This window comes from Falsihalocynthiibacter arcticus (assembly GCF_000812665.2).
GTDB lineage: Bacteria > Pseudomonadota > Alphaproteobacteria > Rhodobacterales > Rhodobacteraceae > Falsihalocynthiibacter > Falsihalocynthiibacter arcticus.
Genome location: NZ_CP014327.1, coordinates 3,450,549 through 3,470,329, shown reverse-complemented (window position 1 = coordinate 3,470,329; position 19,781 = coordinate 3,450,549). Strand labels below are relative to the sequence as shown.

At 53.5% G+C, this 19,781-nt stretch carries 21 protein-coding genes and 1 pseudogene; 13 read left to right on the top strand and 9 right to left on the bottom strand.

Annotated features, from left to right (window positions below):
- Nucleotide 1: 1 nt before the first annotated feature.
- From RC74_RS17050 to RC74_RS17040, 3 genes are read right to left on the bottom strand one after another with little or no spacing between them, the layout of a single operon-like run.
- Complete coding sequence (locus tag RC74_RS17050; RefSeq protein WP_039003517.1) at nucleotides 2-979, bottom strand: methyltetrahydrofolate cobalamin methyltransferase; 978 nt, start codon at nucleotides 977-979, stop codon at nucleotides 2-4.
- Between the two features lie 10 nt (nucleotides 980-989).
- Nucleotides 990-1,934: a methylenetetrahydrofolate reductase gene (locus tag RC74_RS17045; RefSeq protein ID WP_039003518.1), complete on the bottom strand. Its 945-nt coding sequence runs from the start codon at nucleotides 1,932-1,934 to the stop codon at nucleotides 990-992.
- A 26-nt stretch (nucleotides 1,935-1,960) separates the two neighbouring features.
- Entirely contained in the window at nucleotides 1,961-2,257 is a 297-nt protein-coding gene (locus RC74_RS17040) for a virulence factor (RefSeq protein WP_156477505.1), read from the bottom strand.
- Between the two features lie 273 nt (nucleotides 2,258-2,530).
- On the opposite strand from RC74_RS17040, the gene RC74_RS17035 reads away from it, so the two are divergent.
- Together RC74_RS17035 and RC74_RS17030 are read left to right on the top strand one after the other, a co-directional pair.
- Nucleotides 2,531-3,643 carry a Ppx/GppA phosphatase family protein gene (locus tag RC74_RS17035; protein ID WP_039003519.1) on the top strand — a complete coding sequence of 371 codons (1,113 nt, stop codon included), beginning with the start codon at nucleotides 2,531-2,533 and terminating at the stop codon, nucleotides 3,641-3,643.
- Nucleotide 3,644: 1 nt separating this feature from the next.
- Nucleotides 3,645-4,439 (top strand): RlmE family RNA methyltransferase, encoded by a 795-nt coding sequence (locus RC74_RS17030; RefSeq protein ID WP_039003520.1) that lies wholly within the window; start codon nucleotides 3,645-3,647, stop codon nucleotides 4,437-4,439.
- Nucleotides 4,440-4,464: 25 nt separating this feature from the next.
- On the opposite strand, the gene RC74_RS17025 is transcribed toward RC74_RS17030, so the two are convergent.
- Entirely contained in the window at nucleotides 4,465-5,337 is an 873-nt protein-coding gene (locus RC74_RS17025; protein ID WP_039003521.1) for a LysR family transcriptional regulator, read from the bottom strand.
- A gap of 92 nt (nucleotides 5,338-5,429) precedes the next feature.
- Here RC74_RS17025 and RC74_RS17020 point away from each other — a divergent pair, with 92 nt between their 5' ends.
- A complete protein-coding gene (locus RC74_RS17020; RefSeq protein ID WP_039003522.1) occupies nucleotides 5,430-5,903 on the top strand; it encodes a c-type cytochrome in 474 nt (157 codons plus the stop codon).
- Between the two features lie 33 nt (nucleotides 5,904-5,936).
- Nucleotides 5,937-6,842: a c-type cytochrome gene (locus RC74_RS17015; protein ID WP_052274986.1), complete on the top strand. Its 906-nt coding sequence runs from the start codon at nucleotides 5,937-5,939 to the stop codon at nucleotides 6,840-6,842.
- A 61-nt stretch (nucleotides 6,843-6,903) separates the two neighbouring features.
- Here RC74_RS17015 and RC74_RS17010 read toward each other — a convergent pair whose 3' ends face one another.
- Nucleotides 6,904-7,473: a peptidoglycan L,D-endopeptidase MepK gene (locus tag RC74_RS17010; RefSeq protein ID WP_039003576.1), complete on the bottom strand. Its 570-nt coding sequence runs from the start codon at nucleotides 7,471-7,473 to the stop codon at nucleotides 6,904-6,906.
- 321 nt (nucleotides 7,474-7,794) lie between these two features.
- Between RC74_RS17010 and RC74_RS17005 the strand changes: the two genes are divergently transcribed.
- Genes RC74_RS17005 through RC74_RS16990 form a run of 4 tightly spaced genes read left to right on the top strand, consistent with a single transcriptional unit; the run spans nucleotide 7,795 to nucleotide 12,017 of the window.
- Nucleotides 7,795-9,405, top strand: a complete 1,611-nt coding sequence (locus RC74_RS17005) for a L,D-transpeptidase family protein (RefSeq protein WP_179946741.1) — start codon at nucleotides 7,795-7,797, stop codon at nucleotides 9,403-9,405.
- A gap of 27 nt (nucleotides 9,406-9,432) precedes the next feature.
- Nucleotides 9,433-10,521, top strand: coding sequence for a UDP-3-O-(3-hydroxymyristoyl)glucosamine N-acyltransferase (gene lpxD / locus RC74_RS17000; protein WP_039003523.1), 1,089 nt, complete (start codon nucleotides 9,433-9,435; stop codon nucleotides 10,519-10,521).
- Nucleotides 10,522-10,548: 27 nt separating this feature from the next.
- Nucleotides 10,549-10,812: an acyl carrier protein gene (locus tag RC74_RS16995; RefSeq protein WP_039003524.1), complete on the top strand. Its 264-nt coding sequence runs from the start codon at nucleotides 10,549-10,551 to the stop codon at nucleotides 10,810-10,812.
- Complete coding sequence (locus RC74_RS16990; protein ID WP_039003525.1) at nucleotides 10,809-12,017, top strand: beta-ketoacyl-[acyl-carrier-protein] synthase family protein; 1,209 nt, start codon at nucleotides 10,809-10,811, stop codon at nucleotides 12,015-12,017. Before RC74_RS16995 ends, RC74_RS16990 begins: the two co-directional genes overlap by 4 nt.
- A gap of 69 nt (nucleotides 12,018-12,086) precedes the next feature.
- On the opposite strand, the gene RC74_RS16985 is transcribed toward RC74_RS16990, so the two are convergent.
- Nucleotides 12,087-12,758: an invasion associated locus B family protein gene (locus RC74_RS16985; RefSeq protein WP_039003526.1), complete on the bottom strand. Its 672-nt coding sequence runs from the start codon at nucleotides 12,756-12,758 to the stop codon at nucleotides 12,087-12,089.
- Nucleotides 12,759-13,268: 510 nt separating this feature from the next.
- Between RC74_RS16985 and RC74_RS16980 the strand changes: the two are divergent.
- Together RC74_RS16980 and RC74_RS16975 are read left to right on the top strand one after the other, a co-directional pair.
- A pseudogene (locus RC74_RS16980) lies at nucleotides 13,269-14,857 on the top strand (helicase HerA-like domain-containing protein).
- 7 nt (nucleotides 14,858-14,864) lie between these two features.
- Nucleotides 14,865-15,287 (top strand): PaaI family thioesterase, encoded by a 423-nt coding sequence (locus tag RC74_RS16975; protein ID WP_039003579.1) that lies wholly within the window; start codon nucleotides 14,865-14,867, stop codon nucleotides 15,285-15,287.
- Nucleotides 15,288-15,345: 58 nt separating this feature from the next.
- On the opposite strand, the gene RC74_RS16970 is transcribed toward RC74_RS16975, so the two are convergent.
- Nucleotides 15,346-15,579, bottom strand: a complete 234-nt coding sequence (locus tag RC74_RS16970; protein WP_039003527.1) for a DUF1127 domain-containing protein — start codon at nucleotides 15,577-15,579, stop codon at nucleotides 15,346-15,348.
- A gap of 91 nt (nucleotides 15,580-15,670) precedes the next feature.
- On the opposite strand from RC74_RS16970, the gene RC74_RS16965 reads away from it, so the two are divergent.
- The 3 genes from RC74_RS16965 (at nucleotide 15,671) to rpsI (ending at nucleotide 18,191) form a co-directional block, all read left to right on the top strand.
- Entirely contained in the window at nucleotides 15,671-17,062 is a 1,392-nt protein-coding gene (locus RC74_RS16965) for an aminotransferase-like domain-containing protein (protein ID WP_039003528.1), read from the top strand.
- A 176-nt stretch (nucleotides 17,063-17,238) separates the two neighbouring features.
- On the top strand, nucleotides 17,239-17,703 hold the full coding sequence (rplM, locus tag RC74_RS16960) for a 50S ribosomal protein L13 (protein WP_039003529.1): 465 nt from the start codon (nucleotides 17,239-17,241) through the stop codon (nucleotides 17,701-17,703).
- Nucleotides 17,704-17,705: 2 nt separating this feature from the next.
- Complete coding sequence (gene rpsI / locus RC74_RS16955; protein WP_039003530.1) at nucleotides 17,706-18,191, top strand: 30S ribosomal protein S9; 486 nt, start codon at nucleotides 17,706-17,708, stop codon at nucleotides 18,189-18,191.
- 57 nt (nucleotides 18,192-18,248) lie between these two features.
- Here the strand turns inward: rpsI and RC74_RS16950 are convergent, their stop codons facing one another.
- Together RC74_RS16950 and ppk2 are read right to left on the bottom strand one after the other, a co-directional pair.
- Complete coding sequence (locus RC74_RS16950) at nucleotides 18,249-18,869, bottom strand: TetR/AcrR family transcriptional regulator (RefSeq protein ID WP_039003531.1); 621 nt, start codon at nucleotides 18,867-18,869, stop codon at nucleotides 18,249-18,251.
- Nucleotides 18,862-19,725, bottom strand: coding sequence for a polyphosphate kinase 2 (gene ppk2, locus RC74_RS16945; protein WP_039003532.1), 864 nt, complete (start codon nucleotides 19,723-19,725; stop codon nucleotides 18,862-18,864). The genes RC74_RS16950 and ppk2 overlap by 8 nt, the downstream gene beginning before the upstream one ends.
- Nucleotides 19,726-19,781 lie beyond the last annotated feature (56 nt).

The following is a 19,781-nucleotide window of genomic DNA, read 5'->3' as shown; positions in this document are numbered from 1 at the left end:
GTTAACGGCGACGGCGGCGTCCACCGCGGCCCGAACTGGCTTCAGCGGATTCTTTTGAGGCGTCCGCAAACGACATTCCAGCGGCGACGGCCTCAAGAACTCGGCTGAATTTAATCCATTCTGTGCCGTGCGGGTCGTTGTTGTTGAGGAAATTCGCGGCGCGAATGGCTTCCATTTCAACAGGGCGCACAGGGTTCATGATCGCGCTGGTCATGCCAGCCCCGATGGCCATCGGGAGGAAGGCAGCGTTGATGCCGTGACGGCGCGGCAGACCAAAGGACATGTTTGATGCGCCACAGGTGGTGTTCACACCCAATTCATCGCGCAAACGCCGCACAAGGGTAAAGACCTGTTGCCCCGCGGTCGCCATCGCGCCAATCGGCATTACCAGCGGATCAACCACGATATCATGGGCGGGAATGCCGAAATCTGCGGCCCGTTCCACGATCTTTTTGGCGACGGCAAAGCGCACATCGGGGTCTTCAGAAATGCCGGTATCGTCGTTAGAAATCGCCACAACAGGCACGTTGAATTTCTTAACCAGCGGTAAAACCAACTCAAGACGCTCTTCTTCGCCTGTCACGGAATTGAGCAAGGGTCGGCCCTCGGCGGCTTCAAGCCCCGCGAGAAGGGCTGCGGGAACCGAGCTGTCGATACATAAAGGCGTGTCCACAACCTTTTGAATACGAAGGATAAGTTCGCGCATCAAAGGTGGCTCTACGAAGTTGTTATCGGCATAGCGGGGGTCTTCGGCCATTTTGTTGGAAAATACCGCACCCGAGTTGATGTCCAGAATATTGGCCCCACACAGCATCTGCTCAATGGCGTCACGTTCAACGGTCGAGAAATCATCAAGCTCCAATTCGGCAGCGAGTTTTTTGCGCCCTGTTGGGTTGATCCTTTCGCCGATGACGCAAAACGGTTCGTCGAAGCCTATAATGGAGGTTTTGGTCTTACTTTCAACGACGGTACGGGTCATGGGCTATCCTTTAAGGGTCTTGTGGCGCCAAAGCGGCGGTATCGGAATGAGCGGGCGTGGCATTAGAGTGTGAAAGAGCCCAGTTTGCGTTCGTTGTAATGCCACCCAATGGGAAGAAGTGCAACGATTTCAACAAGCTTTTTGGATTGGCAGCTTTATAATCGGCGAGGCTTTTTACAAGGTCTGTTGGCTCATAAGGCACAACCAGTTTCGTGACGTCGCGGGCGCGTTTTTGCAAAACGCGGAGCGAGGGGCCAACGCCACAGGCAATGGCAAAACGGATGAGGGTTTGCAACTTGGCCGGACCAGCGACGCCCAAATGCACAGGGATCGTAATGCCCGCGGCCTCAAGGGCTTCGATCCATTTGATCACGGGGGCGGCCTCAAAGGCGAATTGCGTCACGATGGCCATTTGCGCATCAGAGCGTTCGTTGAAATCTTGCTTCCAACGCAGGGCGTCCATCACGAGGCGGTCAGTGCCGTCGGTATCAATGTCGCGGTTGCCTTCGGGGTGGCCCGCAATGTGCAGACGTTTGAAACCGTCAAAAAGACCGGTTTCTAACAGCTGCATTGAACTGTGGAAGTCACCGTGGGGTTTCGCGACACCACCGGCGAGGATCAGTCCTTGCTCAACGCCCGCTTCGCCTTGGTAACGCGCAGTCCAATCGGCCAATGTGGCGCGATCTTGAATAATGCGCGCGGGAAAATGCGGCATGACTTGCATACCGTCACGGCTCAATCGCGCAGCGGTGGCGACCATCTCTTCAATCGGTGTGCCTTCGATATGCGCAACGTATACGCGGGTATTTTGGGGCAGGAGGGCGCGGAAATCGTCAACCTTTTCGGCCGTGCGCGGCATGACCTCAATGGAATAGTCTTCCATCATTGCGGTCACATTGCGTGGCACGATATTCTGGGTGCCAGACTCGCGGCGTTTGAATGATAACAGTGACATACATGCCCTCCAAAAGGAGGATGGGGCTAAGCCCATCCGTTATTGGAAATCAGCGCTTTGAGGCGGTCACGATCATATTCAGCTTCAATCTCGGCAGCTTTGGCCTGTGCGGCCTCCTCGTCACTGCCTTCAACTTCAACCGAAGGGGCTTTGCGCCACTCCGCGAGATACGCGTCGGTGCCTGCGGCCCCCGAAGCCATTGCTGCACGATCAATCGCTTGTTCAAACCGCTCAGAGAGCTGAATTTTCACACTGCGACGACCCCGTCCAACGATGACCTGTGCTGGCATATCTCGCCAATATACGATGGTAACTTGTGCCACTGCTGATTCCCTTCTCTCTTTAGTTTTAGGGTGGCCCGCGCGCAAATAAGGTCGAATTTCGACCTGACATCTCGTTTTCGCGACCCATAGCCCAAAAGGCGTGCTCGGACGTAGCTCTAAAGGTTTGCGCGCGGCTGTGCTACGGGGCAACATTGGAAAAATCTTCATGTTCATTATGAGGGGGGGCAAACTACGTTTCCCCGACGAGTGACCTTGCACCTGTGCACAGAAGGACATAGCTTGGGGATAACTCGAAAATGAAAGGGCGTAAAAATGACGCCCAAGCGTCCCGATGGTGCGGGCGCGATCCCAGTTGCGGTTGATACCCCCGCGCCAATACACACCGATTCCGTGCCGCTGTATGCGGCATTGGATTTGGGAACAAATAGTTGCCGCATGCTAATTGCGCGTCCCAAAGGTGCGCAATTTGAAGTTGTCGACAGTTTTTCCAAGTCGGTTCAGCTTGGATCAGGGCTTGAGGCTTCTGGCCGTTTGTCGCGCGGATCGATCGCACGCACGGTTCAAGCGATGCGAATTTGCCAAAAGAAATTGCGCCGCCATAAAGTGACTCGGATGCGCCTGATTGCGACCGAGGCCTGTCGGCGGGCCACCAATGCACATGAGTTGATTTCGCGGGTGAAGCGCGAAACCGGCCTTAAGCTTGAGATCATCCCCGCCCAAGAAGAGGCGCGCCTTGCGGTGATTAGTTGCGCGCCTTTAATGAGCCGTAAAACCGAACAATTGCTGGTTGTGGATATTGGCGGCGGTAGCACGGAGCTTGTCTGGCTCGATGTTTCCCACCTTCCCAAACGCGACCGAAAAGCCGCGATTATGCAGGTAAAACATGGATTTGACGGCAAGAATCTGCCCGATACAATGGCGCGGGTTGTGGACTGGATTTCGGTGCCCCTTGGGGTGGCGACGCTGCGCGACCAGTTCATGGATGTGGATAATGACGCGGCGCGTTTTGCCTTGATGAGTTGGTTTTTTGAGGAGAAATTGGCGAATTTCACCCCCTATATCGGCGACCACATTCGGGCTGGATTTCAGATCATTGGCACCTCGGGAACCGTTACGACCGTCGCCGCGAGCCATTTGAATTTGCGTCGCTATGATCGCAACAAGGTCGACGGCTTGCAAATGACCAGCGACCAAATCGATGCGGTCATTCAGGAATACTTGTCGCTTGGTCCAGACGGGCGGCGCAACGATCCACGGATTGGCAAAGATCGACAGGCATTGATCATGTCTGGGGCCGCGATTCTTCAGGCCTTGCTGCGGATCTGGCCAACAGATAAACTTTCAGTTGCGGATCGCGGTTTGCGCGAAGGGCTGCTATACGCCCTAATGAGCGCCGATGGCGTGTTAATAGATGAGGCCGATTAAAATGGCAGACGGTTCTGAAAAAGGCGGCGCAGGGCGTCGGGTTGGCGGCAAAGGGGCTGGCGGCCCGGGATCGCGGGGCGGCTCTGGACGTGGATTGCGCGACCTTCGGGTCACGGTGAAAACCGCGCGCGGACGCAAGCTTTCCTCGACACTTTGGCTCGAACGCCAACTCAACGACCCCTATGTCAAACGGGCGGGCTCCGATGGATATCGCGGTCGTGCGGCCTATAAGATTTTGGAATTGGACGATAAGTTTAATTTCTTCACGCCCGGAGCGCGCGTTGTCGATTTGGGCTGTGCACCGGGGGGCTGGTGCCAAGTTGCTGTGCGGCGTGTGAATGCGCTTGGCGAGAAAAAGGGCAAGGCCATTGGCACCGTTTTGGGAGTTGATCTTCAAGAGGTTGAACCCATTCCCGGGGCCGACATCCATGTTCTCGATTTTCTGGAAAACGATGCCGACGAGCAGGTGAAAACTTGGCTTAATGGTCGTGCCAACGTTGTACTGAGCGATATGGCCGCCTCGGCATCAGGGCATAAACAGACCGACCACAACCGGATTATGGCGCTATGTGAAGCAGCTGCTTATTTCGCTTTTGATGTACTTGAGCCTGAGGGAACGTTTGTTGCCAAGGTTTTGGCGGGCGGAGCCGAGGATTTTTTGCAGAAGATTTTGCGGATGAAATTCAAGAAGGTGACCTACGTTAAGCCACCAGCCAGTCGTGCGGACAGCTCGGAAAAATTCATTGTCGCCACAGGGTTTCGCGGTGGCACGGCTGCGGATAAATCCAACATCTGATAAACGGCTTTTGCGCGGTCCTCGATTAAGGTTTGCCGCGCAAAATATCGGCGCGGTCGGTGAGGCAGGCCGAAAGCTGAGCCCGAAGCGCACGAATCCTAGGGGTTTGCGCGAGGTCCGAATGGCTCGCAACCCAAATCGGCACTGTCATCTCGGGCGCTTGTGTTTCGAGGCGTTTCAGTTCGGGCGCTGCGTCGCCGATAAAACTCGGTAAAAACGTACATCCAAGCCCTGCAACGGCGAGACGGCACAGCGTTTGAAAGCTGTCTGCGGCCGCAACACATGCGGATTGCGGAATGGACTTGGACATCCAATTGGCAGGCTGGGAGCGAGACAGCGGACCAACTAAGGTGATCCAATCGTTCGATTTTTCGGGCGAGAGTGTGCGGGACATATAGGCGGAAAATCCCATGATGGCCGCTTGTTCCCCGATCAAATCGTCCTCAAGCTTTTGCGCAGGACGCACTGTGATATCGGCCTGCAAGCGGCCCAAATCGACATGGGCATTTGTGGACAGAAGCTCAATGAATAACTGGTTGGTTTGGGACTGCAATTGGGCCGCAATTTCGGGCAATATCGAATGGCAGAACGTATCTGTTGACGTTACACGGACCGTTCCGCTCAAAAGGGGGCGCGCGTGCCCGCCGAGGTTTTGCACTGCTCGAAGCGCATCCTCTGCCTCACGCGCGGCGGCAAACACGTCGCGTTTATCGGTCAAAACTTGATAGCCATGAGCTGTCCGCTCAAACAATACGGTACCGAGTTGTTCCTCGTAGCTTGCGACCCGTCGCAAAACGGTCGCGTGATTTACACCCAAATGCTTGGCCGCCTTTGAAACTGACCCTAAATCTGCGACAGCCAAAACAAATCGCAGGTCATCCCAGTTTTCCTTGTGCATAAATAAAGAGGACCTTCTGCAAAATTGGGGACTGTCTATGTATTTTCTAACAGCTAACCTTAGATAAACGACTCTTTGCAAGGAAAATTCATATGAAACGTCTTTCAATTCTTCTCGTTGGTGCTGCCGTTGCTATTTCTGGCGCAACTATTTCATTCGCCAGCACCGATGCTGAACTCAAGGCCGCGGTTGAAGCGCGCCAAGAGAATATGAAGCAACGCGGCAAAGAGCTCGGCGCTCTTGGCGCGATGCTCAAAGGCGAAGTGGCCTATGATGCGGCCGCAGCACAGGCCGCCGCAGATGCTTTGCTTGCTTCGGTTACAGTCGATCAATCCGGTTTTTGGTTGCCCGGAACCGACAGCGACACATTTCCCGGGTCACGCGCAATGCCAGCAATTTGGGCTGAAGGGTCAAAAGCTGGCGAAGAAGGTGCTGCCCTTGTTGTCGCGGCCGAGGCGATGGTCGCAACCGCAGGGCAGGGTGTTGATGGCATCAAGGCCAGCATGGGGGGCGTCGGTGCCGCCTGTAGTTCTTGCCACAAAGCCTACCGCGCTCCAAAGAAATAGCTTATTTTAGGCACTGTTTCTAAAGGGGAACCTATGGCATCCTGGGGAAGGAAAATTGCGAGCAGTGGGGGAATCCTCGCCGTTTGTGTCGTTGCTGGCCTCTATATCACTAAGCCGGAAAGGCTCGCGCCTGATGCGTTGGAGGGAATGATCCCCAGCACAGAAAATGGCGCGCGAGTCTTTTCTGCGATGGGCTGTGCCTCCTGCCACTCAGCGCCCTTGGGAGTAGAATATGAAAACGACGCACTCGGAGGCGGAAAGCGCTTTCCTAGCCCCTTTGGAACCTTTGTCGCGCCCAATATTTCATCGCATCCCACAGCAGGTATTGGCACATGGACCGACCTAGAAATCGCCGACGCGGTTCTGAAAGGGACATCGCCAACGGGGGAACATTACTATCCGGCGTTTCCCTATGCGACCTTCAACAAAGCGAAGTTGCAAGACATTGTAGACCTCATCGCACATTTGCGCAGCCTTCCCGCAATTGATACGCCGCGAGAAGCACATGATCTTGGGTTTCCGTTCAACATGCGGGTGTCCCTTGGCGGCTGGAAGCTGCTGTTCGTCAATACCGACTGGGTCGTGACCGGCGATTTGACCCCGCAGCAGGAACACGGCCGCTATTTGGTCGAAGCCATGGGGCATTGCGGCGAATGTCATACACCACGGAATGTGCTTGGAGGCAGCGAGAAGACGTTGTGGCTTGCGGGCGCCCCAAATCCGGTGGGCAAAGGACGCATTCCAAATATTACGCCGGGGGAATTTAACTGGTCAGAGGCTGATGTGGTCGAATATTTAACGTCGGGCTTTACACCAGAATATGATTCCGCAGGAGGGGAAATGGCCGATGTTGTTGAAAACATAGCTAAACTTCCTAGCGCCGACCGCGAAGCCATTGCGGCCTATCTTCAGATCGTTCCAGCCCATTCAAGCAAATAAGCCGCCTCAATTAAGAGAGCGGCTTGAATGTAGGGCAGGAATGTTGTGAGTGAAGTCGCTTTTAGCCGCCCCAAGAACGTACAGGGCCGCAATCCATATGGACAAAATTGGATCGGCTATATTTGCCAACGCCACCGGCACTGCAAGAAGCCGCAGCCTTAGCCATTTGCGAAACAGTACGCGATTTGAGGCGCAAATCGGCAGCTTGGCCGACCATGTGCAGCGAATTTTTGGCAACGCCGCGTGACCGTGAGCGTAAAAGTTGGTTGGTTTTGGGACTGCGATATCCGGACAAGAGCATGTAGGGCTCTGTGACATCCAAAAGGCTGTGGGACGCCGTGATGATATCAATTGTGCGTGTATCGATATTTTTGGCTTCGTCCTGACGCCAGTCTCGCATAAAGTAATTAATCTGAGTGAGGGCAGGTTTGATATATTCGCCATCGATCCAATAGATCATGTCGATATTTTCACCCGTACGTTGGTTGAACATGTTGATACGGCGTATGTCGCCACTTCCGCGCAAAAAACCCGCAGCACTTGAATATGTGGGCGCTGCTGTGATCGCGGTTGCCGCAAAAGCCGCTAAAAGGCCTCGGCGGGATAAGCCCGCTGGTGTCGCTAGTGTCATTGGTACTGCCCGTTCTCGTTTTTTGGCCACATTCACTTGCGGCTGCATTATTCCCCAGATGCACCTTTCTTATGACATAATCGAAAAAAACCGCCAAGGCTTGATTCAAACAAGGTGGGAATTCCGCCTGTTTTGGGCGAAATGTTGCGCATTGGCCTTAGTCCAAGCTTAATTGTCACCGGATATTTAAAGTAAGGAGAAATTCGGGTAAACTGACGTTGGAAAGCGGGACCCCGCGAGAACGTGATCGTGCATGCACTTGCTTTTCAAGAAAGATTTACGTATTTCGCTACACTAAAACGCGAACGGAACGAGGATAAAATGGTATTTTTGCGCGCAGGCTTTGCTTCTTTTTTGTTGGTTTTGATGTCTGTGGTGGTGACGCTTTCAGCCTCAAGTTCAGCACAGGCCGAAATTACAGCTTTTAAACAGGCTGTCGCCGAAGAATCTGCAAAAGACGCAGGAATCGCCGCGTTCTATCGTGGACGGAATTTTGAGCCCATTTGGACCCAGAACAATGGAAAAGATGCAACGCGCCGCAATGCGTTTTTGCAAGCACTTTCGATGGCAAGAGTGCATGGGCTTCCGGCGGGCAAATATGACCCCAATGTCTTTATGGCCGACCTAGGCCGCGTTCAAAATCAACGGGACTTGGGGCGCATGGAAGTCCAGATGAGTCGCCTGTTTGTCCAATATGCCCAAGATATTTCCCGCGGAATTGTGACCCCGTCAAAAGTTGATCCGGGTATGGTTCGCAAAGTTTCGCGCTTTAAATCGGAGGATCTGTTGGAGGCCTTCGCCAAATCGTCCCCTGCTGGTTTTTTGAAAAATCTTGCCCCAAAGGCTCCCGAATATTTGGCTCTGACCAAAGAGAAGCTGACGCTTGAGAAGCAACTTGAGCGCGGCGGATGGGGCCCAACGGTTAACGCCAAGAAGCTTGAACCTGGCGCGAGTGGGAATGAAGTGGTGACGCTTCGTAACCGCCTGATTGCCATGGGATATATGGGGCGTTCCGCCAGCCAAACCTACGATGTTGCGATGCAAAAGGCGGTGCAACTGTTTCAGCTTACCCACGGTTTAAGCCCGGATGGCGTCGCAGGGGGCGCGACAATTTCGGAAATTAACGTTCCCGTCGAGGGACGTTTGAAGTCTGTTATGGTCGCCATGGAGCGTGAACGTTGGCTCAATGGCCTTGAGCGTGGTGAACGCCACGTTTGGGTGAATATCACCGATTTCCACGTCCGCATTATAGATGACGGTAAAACCACCTTCGAAACACGGTCGGTCGTCGGCAAAAACACGTCCGATCGTCAAACGCCCGAATTTTCCGACGTGATGACCCATATGGTTATCAACCCAACATGGAATGTTCCCCGCTCGATTGCGGTGAAAGAATACCTACCAATGTTGAAGAAGAACCCAAATGCGGTTTCGCATTTACGGTTGATCAACGGTTCCGGCCAGATTGTAAGCCGCGAGGGTCAGGATTTTACACAATATTCCGCCCGTAATTTCCCCTTTGATATTAAGCAGCCCCCAAGTCGCGGCAATGCTTTGGGTTTGGTGAAGTTTATGTTCCCAAATCGCTATAATATCTACTTGCACGACACACCGGCCAAGGATTTGTTCGGCCGTGAATCGCGCGCCTTTAGCCATGGATGCGTTCGGTTGCGTGATCCGCAGGATTTCGCGTTTGCTCTTTTGGCCAGGCAGCAATCTGATCCGGAACCTTATTTCAAAAAGATTTTGGCCACGGGGCGCGAAACGACGGTGCCACTAGATCAACCGGTTCCCGTTCATATTGTGTACCGCACCGCCATCACGGATCCCAAAGGCCGGACCAACTATCGTCGGGATGTTTACGGACGCGATGCCAAAATATTTGATGCAATGCAAAAGGCTGGGGTTACATTGCAAGCCGTTCAAGGCTAAATCTCCCAGTAGCTTTTGGGGGACTGAATGACACATCGTATTTCAGAGATTGCAGCAGCGCTTGGAGCGGAAGCTTTTGGCGCTGTCGATCTTGAGATTTCCGGCGTTTCTGAACCTGCTACTGCGGGCCCACGGGATCTCGCGTTGGCGATGGATCCCAAATACGCCGACGGCCTCTCGCAAGGGAAAGCACAGGCCGCGATCCTTTGGCAAGGCGCCGATTGGCAGGCACTTGGATTGAAGGCGGCGCTGTTTGTGCCGCGTCCCCGCTATGCCATGTCAGGCGTCACACGTCTCCTTGATCCCGGTCCGCAGATCGTCGGAATCCATCCGACGGCCGTGATTGCCCCGAGCGCAAAAATCGGCGCGGGGGCAGCGATTGGCCCCTTTGTAGTGATTGGGGATAACGTCGAAATCGGTGTGAACGCGCGGATTGCCAGCCATTGCAGCATTGAAGAAGGCAGCACCATTGGCGATCATGCGCTGTTGCGGGCAGGTGTGCGAATTGCGGCGCGCGTCTCGATTGGGCATAATTTTATTGCTAATCACGGAGCCATTGTTGGCGCGGACGGGTTTTCCTTTGTGACCCCCGAAAAATCCGGCGTTGAGAATGCGCGCGAAAGTCTTGGCAATCAGGGCGACGCGCAGGCGCAGAGTTGGACCCGTATTCACAGCCTTGGGGGCGTGACCATCGGCGACAACGTGGAGCTTGGCGCGAATGTCACGATTGATCGCGGCACCATCCGCGACACACGCATCGGCAACGGCACGAAGTTGGACAACCAAGTTCATCTTGGCCATAACGTTCAGGTTGGCGATGATTGCCTATTGTGTGGACAGGTTGGCATCGCCGGATCAACCGTGATCGGCAACCGAGTGGTTATGGGGGGCCAATGTGGCGCGAGCGATAACATTTTTATCGGCGATGACGTGGTTGCGGGCGGGTCATCCAAATTATTTACGAATGTGCCTGCGGGTCGGGTCGTATTAGGCAGCCCTGCCGTTAAGATGGAAATCCAAATGGATATGCAAAAAGCGCTCCGCCGTCTGCCTCGAATGATGCAGCAATTTCGGGAGCTTCAAAAAACTGTTTCAAACATCGTGCAAAAAGACTAGATCAGCCCATAACGGAAAGGGCAATCAATGCCAAACGTACAAGAAAAAATATTCGAAATCGTCGCGGAGCAAGCCGTCCTCGATGTCTCTGATGTGACGCTTGAAAGTACATTGGAGGACCTAGGCATCGACAGTCTTGGACTGGTCGAGTCGATCTTTGCGATTGAAGAAGCCTTTGATATCCAAGTGCCTTTTAATGCCAACGATCCAAGCGAAAGTGACTTTGATATCTCTACTGTGGCGTCAATCGTGAAAGCGGTCCGCGGACTGGTCAATGAGCCTGCTGCGTGAAACGAGTCGTTATCACGGGTCAAGGTGCGATTAACTCCCTTGGCCACACTGCTGTTGCCACCATGGAAGCCATGCGCGAAGGGCGTTGCGGCATTGGCGCATTGCATTTTCGCGACGTTGAGCGCTTGTCGATCAAGATTGGCGGGCAAGTCACAAATTTTGATCCGGAAAGCCTTTTTAACCGCCAGCAGATTGCCCTTTATGATCGCTACACACAGTTTACGTTGATCGCGACCAAGGAAGCGATGGAGCAATCTGGCATCGTTTTCGATGGCGAATTGGCACATCGTTCTGGCGTGATTTTGGGCACCGCTGGCGGCGGCATGAACACGCAAGACGAGAATTACCGTTCCGTCTACGAAGAAGGTAAAAACCGCGTTCACCCCTTTGTGGTGCCAAAGCTGATGAACAATGCGGCCACCTCACATGTCTCAATTGAATATAACATCATGGGACCAAGCTTTACCGTCGCCACCGCCTGCGCCAGTTCCAATCACGCGATGGGACAGGCGTTTAACATGATCCGCTGTGGTATGGCGGATGCGATGCTGACGGGGGGGTCCGAAAGCATGCTGTGTTTTGGCGGCGTCAAGGCTTGGGAAGGCCTTAGAGTTATGTCTCGCGATGCTTGCCGCCCATTTTCGGCGAACCGAAATGGCATGGTTCAGGGCGAAGGCGCCGCTGTTTTCGTGTTTGAGGAATATGAGCACGCCCGCGCACGTGGGGCCGAAATTTTGGCGGAAGTTGTTGGTTTTGCAATGACATCGGATGCCTCCGACATTGTTATGCCCTCCAAACATGGCGCGGCACGGGCAATTTCGGGCGCGTTGAAGGATGCCAAGCTCGCCCCGTCGCAAGTGGGATATATCAACGCTCACGGCACGGGCACCGCGGCGAATGACAAAACCGAATGCGCCGCGGTTTCCGCTGTCTTTGGCACTGCGGCGGATGATTTGATGATCAGTTCTACTAAATCGATGCATGGGCATTTGATTGGCGGAACGGGGGCAGTGGAACTTTTGGCCTGTATTATGGCACTGCGGGACGGCATAATTGCGCCCACCATCGGCTATGAGCAGGAAGATCCAGAATGCGCGTTGGATGTGGTGCCGAATGTGGCGCGCGAGGCGGACGTGAATCATGTCCTCTCAAACGCCTTCGCTTTTGGCGGTTTGAACGCGGTTTTGGCGCTTAAACGTATATAACATCTTATTATTTCATGAAAAAGGCCCGCAATCGATGTGATGCGGGCCTTTTTCCATTCTGGTTTGATCTTATTTTTTGGGTTGCAAGGCAACCAGTTTGTCATAGCCCAGTGTAAACCCTTTAAGGGAAATCGTGGCCGTTGCCGTTTGATCTGGTGCAACTGCGGGTACGATTTGAAGACTGGCGGCGCTGCCCTTTTTATACGCGGCGATGTCTTCAGCGAGCAAACCGATGCGGCCAACGCAGCCGACCGACCCACAGAAAGAATAGGGATAGCGGCGCGCGTCTGTGGAATCCACCGAGATCAAGATACCTGGGGGCAGCATTGTATCGAGGGGTGTAATGATGGTGGCGCCTGCAACGGCTTTGGAATTAGGCTCATTGATCGGGAAAATCGAGATTTCAGCAAAGGGGCCTTCGCCATTTTGCAGCAGCTGATACAGCTGGCAAGGATCAAATTCCTCGTCCGTCTTGGCACAACGAATCTGCCAGTCGCCGGAAACATCAAGCAAGTACTCTTCGCCCACAACAACTTCGTCTTTTGTTGGCAAGCGGGCCTCAACGGGTGTTCCGGTCGAAAGTTGATCGGCGGCCGAAGGAGCCGTTTCCGACGCAGGTGTTTCTGCCGGTGTTTCATCTGTGGCAGGGGCTTGGTCTGGGCTTGCTGTGTCTTGGGCTAACGCGAGGCTAGGGAGTGTCACAAAGCAAGCTGCAAGTATCGATTTCATCGCTAAATTCATGGTCCGTCCGTCCGTTCTTGTTGTCGTTTCAACGGATTTAGCACGTCTTTTACGTGCTGTCAGGTTCGAATCGAACAGAAATGAATTGATCCTGTCGAAAATGGTATTCCTAGCTGCATTGGGGGCGGATCACTGGTGAATCACGCGTTTAGACGCCAGTAACCCATCCTGAGGAGCGCGCAAATTAGCCATGAATTGAGAGCAAGGCTTGGTTCTAAACGTAAAAAAGGGCCTTGAAAACAAGGCCCTTTTCGATTTCTCTCCCTGTCGGACTTGCCGACTATATTATTGATTGGAACGCTACGGCCTTCTTGTGAAATGGTCAACAAAAAAAACGGCGAATTTTTGCCGAGGAATGAGAATTTCATGCGCGCCAAAAAAAAACCGCGCCCAAAGGCGCGGCAAGTCTGACAGGGAGGAAGTCAATTCAATCAAAAGAAGACTATTGACTGAACTAACCTTACATTAGCGTATAAAGGTTAAGACTAAGTTGCCTAGCCGATAGTTTGTATGAAATGGAGAATAAACTGTATGCCCGATGACCTGAAAAGCGAAATTTTTGTCGGCGGTGGCGGGGAGGATTATGCCGCCCCACAGTTTCTAAAACTCAAGTATGCAAACCGCCACGGGTTGATCGCGGGGGCGACGGGGACGGGTAAAACGGTGACCCTGCAAATCCTCGCCGAGAGTTTCTCAAAGGCCGGCGTTCCGGTATTCCTGTCCGATGTAAAAGGCGATCTCGCAGGTTTGGCGGTCGCTGGGAGCGCTACCGCAAAACCCAACGATTCCTTTACCGCACGAGCCAAACAAATCGGTTTTTCCGACTATGCCTATCGTTCTTTTCCCGTCACGTTTTGGGATCTTTTTGGCGAGCAAGGCCATCCGATCCGCACCACGGTCGCTGAAATGGGGCCGCTCCTTTTGGCGCGGATGCTGGAGCTTTCTGAAGCGCAGGAAGGTATTTTAAACATCGCCTTCCGTTTGGCGGATGAGGAGGGGTTCGCGCTCCTTGACCTTAAGGATTTGCAGGCGCTTCTGGTTTGGCTTGGTGAAAATTCGGGAAATATCACACTGAGATACGGTACAGTTTCCTCGCAATCCATTGGCGTTATTCAGCGCCGCTTGTTGGTGTTGGAAAATCAAGGCGGGGCGGCAATCTTTGGCGAGCCTGCGTTGGCGCTTGAGGACATGATGCAAACCACGCCGGAGGGCGAAGGGCGAATCAATATTCTCGCGTCTGACAAGTTGATGTCGGCACCGACGCTCTATGCGACCTTCCTGTTATGGCTTCTGAGTGAGTTGTTTGAGGAGTTGCCCGAGGTTGGCGACCCTGAAAAACCTAAACTTGTTTTCTTCTTTGACGAGGCGCATTTGCTCTTTGACGGGGCGAGCAAAGACCTTGTGGATAAGGTGGAACAGGTCGCGCGGCTTATTCGTTCCAAGGGCGTGGGCATCTATTTTGTGACCCAAAATCCGGATGACGTGCCTGATGATATTCTGAGCCAGTTGGGCAATCGCGTTCAACACGCGTTGCGCGCGTTTACGGCCAAAGATCAGAAAGCGCTGCGGCTTGCGGCCGACACATATCGCGACAATCCGCGTTTTTCGACGGAGGAGGCGCTGCGCGAAGTCGGGGTGGGCGAAGCCTTGACCAGTATGTTGCTCAAAAAAGGCATCCCGAGTGTGGTTGAGCGCACGTTGATTCGTCCCCCAGTAGCCAAATGGGGCCAATTGAAGACTCGGTGCGCAAAGCCACGATTGCGGCGTCGCCCCTCGCGGGAAAATATGAAACCGTAACGGATCGCGCGTCGGCCTACGAGATGCTCGCGAAACGGGCCGAAGACGCGGCGAAGGCTGCTGAAGCAGATGAGGTCGCCCTTGAGGAGGCAACTCCGATGGAACGCGAATTCAAAACGGCGCGCCGCTATAACGGAAGCCGCGTTGGACGCTCTAGCGCCACCTCGACACGTCGGGCGAAAAAAGCCACTTCGCGTTCGTTTGGGGAAGCCATGACCAATGCCGTCCTTAAAGAGTTGAATGGAACAACAGGACGCCGGATTGTGCGTGGCCTCTTGGGTGGTTTGTTTAAGGGAAGATAGGGTGAGTATGACAATATTAATGGATGTTGAGGCCCTAAACGCCTTTTTGATCGCGGAATTTCCGCAAGTTACGGGCAAATTTCGAGTTCGTTCCGTGACGCCATTGGATGTTGTTGTTGAAATGCCAATGACTTATCAACATTTGCGCCCCGGTGGGACGGTTTCAGGTCCAACGATGTTTGCCCTTGCGGATGTCTCGATTTATTTGGCGATTTTGGCGCGCGTTGGCCCAATTGAACTGGCCGTTACGACGAATGCCAGTATCGATTTTATGCGCAAACCTGCGGCGGGGAAAACCTTGATCGCGACGGCACGCATCTTGAAATTGGGTCGGATTTTGGCGGTGGGAGATGTATTGATACAATCCGAGGGTCTAGACGCGCCTGTGGCACGCGCCTCAATGACCTATTCCATCCCACCAAAGCGGTAAAACAAAAAAAGGCCGGAGCATTGCCCCGGCCAGGAAGAGGTTCTGTCAGGAGGGGATATTATTCCTTCCAGAACGGACGGCGGGCCTCCGTAAGGGCTTCGCCGCGTGTGATACCGATGTCTTTAAGATCGGAATTCGTCATTGTATTAAGGCTACGACGCGTTCGCGCCCGTTGATCCCAGAGCGTGATCGTGACCGCGACGCGCAACGCAATCAAACCCAAGGCGGGAATGTTTTTGCGGCTCTGCAAATAGTGCAGGGGCTGTGCGTGACTTGCGGGGGCGATCGTCATGGTCTCAATCCTTTGTGTTGATACAATCCATTTGATATTTCGTAATTAAGTGATACAATCGGTAAAAATCCAAGTCCAACGAAAGATTGTAATGAATACAATTTGGTTTCCCGATCTGTCCGCCTCCGACGGTCCTAAGTATAAAACGCTCACAAGTTCGATCCGTGATGCAGTTGCGATGCGCCATCTCAAAAAGGGAGAGCGCCTCCCTCCGGTGCGGGATTTAGCGTGGGAACTGAAAATCACCCCCGGAACCGTCGCGCGGGCCTATCGCAAACTGGTTGAGGACGGTGTTTTACAGGCGGCTGTTGGGCGCGGCACATTTGTGGCCGATCGCACATCTGCGCATGTGTTTGAGAGCGACCCTCTTATTAATGCGCTGCAAGAAAGCACCGTTGATTTTCGCGGCTGTCGGGTTTCGGATGTGGGGCAGGGCGAGATCGTAAAGGAGGCCCTGATCCGAGTCGCCTCGCGCGCGGGCAATCGTTATGTCGATTACCCAACCGCTGCGACCGATCGTGCGGCACGCGCGGCGGTGTGCCATTGGATCGGACCTGACCACGTGGGGCGCATTGAGCCGGATGACGTGGTTTTGGGGTTGGGTGCGCAAAACTGTAGCATTCTAGCGCTTCAATCCATCCTTCGCGGGGCGCATCCCGTCATTATGACCGAACAATTAACCTACCCCGGTGTGCGCCGCGCCGCACAGCTTTTGCGGGCAGAAATCGTCGGGCTTAAAATGGACAGCCATGGTATTTGCCCCGATTCCTTTGAGGAAGCCGCGCGGATGCATGGTGGTAAAGTCCTACTTACTTCGGCTGAAGTTCATAGCCCGACAACGATTAATACGCCCTTGGAGCGTAAACTCGAATTGGCCGATATTGCCCGTCGTCACGACATTCAAATTATCGAGGATGACTGCCATCGGATTGATACCCCTAAGGCCCTGAGCTATCGGGCGATCGCGCCTGATTTGGCGTGGTACATTGGATCTTTGACCAAAAGCGTTGCGGCGAGTTTGCGGTTTGGCTTCATTGTGCCGCCCACAGGGGCCGCGCCCCTGACGTTACAAGTGGCGCAATCCTCGTTTTATGGCTTGCCGCAACCCATTCTCGATGTCTGTGAAGAGCTCATTCTTTCTGGCGCGGCCAGTGAGGTGCGCAAAAAAGTGGTACAAAGTTGCCAAGAGCGTGTGCATCAAACCGTGAATGTTTTGGGGCAATGGGATATCCGTTGGCGCCCTGATGCGCCGTTTATCTGGCTTAAAATGCCGCGGGGTTGGCGTGGGTCTAGCTTTGCTGTGGCCTGCAAAAGTCGTGGCATTCGGGTTAAACCCGCCGATGAGTTTGCCCTTCCCGATGGCGATTCCCCAAATGCGGTGCGCTTGGCGGTGAATGCGACGGGTAACGACGAGGCGCGCTTGGCAGCCCTTGGCCAGATTAACCAAATTCTCCAACATCCCGAGCAAGACGCCGAAATTTAGGAAATTGCGCCAAAATGAATGGGGTATTATTATACCTAAATCATAAAGTATTGTTTTGAAACGATTTATTGCGTCTTTTAGCACTTGTTTGCGCGCCAAACCCCTTTATAACCCCGACATCAATTAGCGGTATGGGATTCCCCATGCCATCATTCGACCACGATAGGGTATCCTACATGAAAACCTTCTCTGCGACTCCTGCGGATATCGATAAGAAATGGATCATCATCGACGCTGAAGGCGTTGTTTTGGGCCGTCTTGCTTCGATCATCGCAACACGCCTTCGCGGCAAGCATAAACCAACCTTTACGCCTTCGATGGATATGGGTGACAACGTGATTGTTATCAACGCTGATAAAGTTCAGTTGACTGGCAAAAAACGTGACGACAAAATCTACTACTGGCACACTGGCCACCCTGGTGGGATCAAGCAGCGCACTGCACGTCAAATCATCGAGGGTAAGTTCCCTGAGCGTGTTTTGACCAAAGCTGTTCAGCGCATGTTGCCTGGCAACCGTTTGAGCCGCACGCTCATGACAAACCTGCGCGTTTATGCGGGCACAGATCACGGCCACGAAGCCCAAGCACCAGAAGTTCTTGACGTTAAAGCCATGAACTCCAAAAACTCACGGGGTGCATAAGCATGTCTGAAGATATCAAATCACTCGACGATCTGAACACAATTGTTGAAGGCGTTGCAGCAGTAGAAGCCGCTCCCCTTCGTGAACAAGTTCGCGATAGCCTTGGCCGCTCCTATGCGACTGGCAAACGTAAAGACGCGGTTGCCCGCGTTTGGATCAAACCAGGTTCCGGTAAAGTAACGGTAAACGGCAAAGACATGCCTGTTTATTTTGCACGCCCCGTGTTCCAAATGATCCTACGTCAGCCTTTCACGGTTGCTGGTGTTGATGGCGAATTCGATGTTGTTGCAACTGTTAAAGGCGGCGGTCTTTCCGGCCAAGCTGGCGCAGTAAAGCACGGTATCTCGAAAGCGCTTCAACTTTATGAACCCTCCTTGCGCGCAGCCCTGAAAGCTGCTGGCTTCCTCACACGCGATAGCCGCGTTGTTGAGCGTAAGAAGTTCGGTAAAGCAAAAGCCCGTAAGAGCTTCCAGTTCTCCAAGCGTTAAGCTTCAGAACATACCAATCCAAAGGGTCGCGTTTTTCGCGGCCCTTTTTCGTTGCGACTAGTGGTCTTTTTCAATCAGTCCGAGTCCGCGCAGGTAAATTCCGATGCCGCTTTCCAAAAGGTCTTCGGGCGGGAAGGGCGCGATAATCCCCGGTGCGCCGCGCGCAAAAAGTTCAACCACGCCGTGGCTCAGGGCCAAGATATGGGCGGAAAACATGCTCGCCGGTGGACGTTTATCTGCTGGGATATGTTTAGAGAGTTCACGGGCCGCGTGTTCCAGCGTTTCTTTTGCCGCTTTTGCTGCGGCGGCCAGTTCTGGTGTGCGATTGACGGAAATTCCACTCTCAAACATCGCCACATAATGCCCCGGATGGCGACGCGCAAACGCGAGATAGGCGCGACCCGTAGCTTCAAAGCTTGCCAACGCTGAGGGCTGGCCCGTTGCATAGGCGTATTCCATCAATTCTCCAAAGATTTCATACCCTTGGCGCGCCACTTCCGCGATCAAATCCTCGCGTCCCTCAAAATGCCGATACACAGCAGCGGGGGTCACACCCGCCGTTTTGGCAGCTTCAGACAAGGTAAACCCAGTGGGGCCTTTGGTCTCGATAAGGCTCAGAGCCGCTTCGACCAAAGCTTGTTTGAGATTGCCGTGATGATATCCACGTTTTTTAACCATTCCACATTTCCGGTCCGCCACAAATCGAGTAATCAATTTCCGGTATTTCTGATTTCTCTTTATAATCAATGCATTTCAGGATGGACTTAATGGTCTCGAGGCGCGCGCGACGTTTGTCATCGGCGCGAATAACGGTCCAAGGTGCGAATTCCGTATGGGTCCGAGTCAGGGTTTCGGTTATGGCTTCGCTATAAGCGTCCCATTTTTTCAGGCCCTCAACGTCAATCCAGCTAAGTTTCCATTGTTTTAGCGGGTCTTGCTCACGTTCAAGAAATCGTCGCAACTGCTCTGCACGACCCACGTTGAGCCAGATTTTGACCAAGTGATAGCCTTCGTCCGCCAACAATCGCTCGAAATCGGGAAGCTGGGCAAAGAAATGGGCGCGTTGATCGGGTGTACAGAAGCCAAAAACATGCTCCACGACGCCGCGATTGTACCAGCTGCGATCAAACATCCTGACCTCACCTTTGGTGGGTAAATGATCGACATAGCGTTGGAAATACCACTCGCCAGCTTCGCGTTCTGTTGGTTTAGGCAGAGCGACGTTCTTAGCAATACGCGGATTGAGGTTCTCTCTGAGGCGCGAAATCGCCCCGCCTTTGCCAGCCGCGTCCCGCCCTTCAAACAGCACAACAAGACGTTTGCCACTGGTGATGAAATCGGACTGCAATTTGACCAATTCTAACTGAAGTTGCTCCATTTGCGCGTCATAAGCTTTACGCCCCATCAGTTTTTTATAGGGATAACTCGGCGCAAGAATGTCTTTTGCACCCGCGTTCTCAATCGATTTTCGGATCTCGTCGGGTGCTTCATTTTTGTAGAAATGGGTTATGTCGCCAACAAACGGTAAATCCATCGCGGGGCTCCTCGCTTTTTTCAAGTATGACGTGCAGTTAGCCGCAATTCAATCAG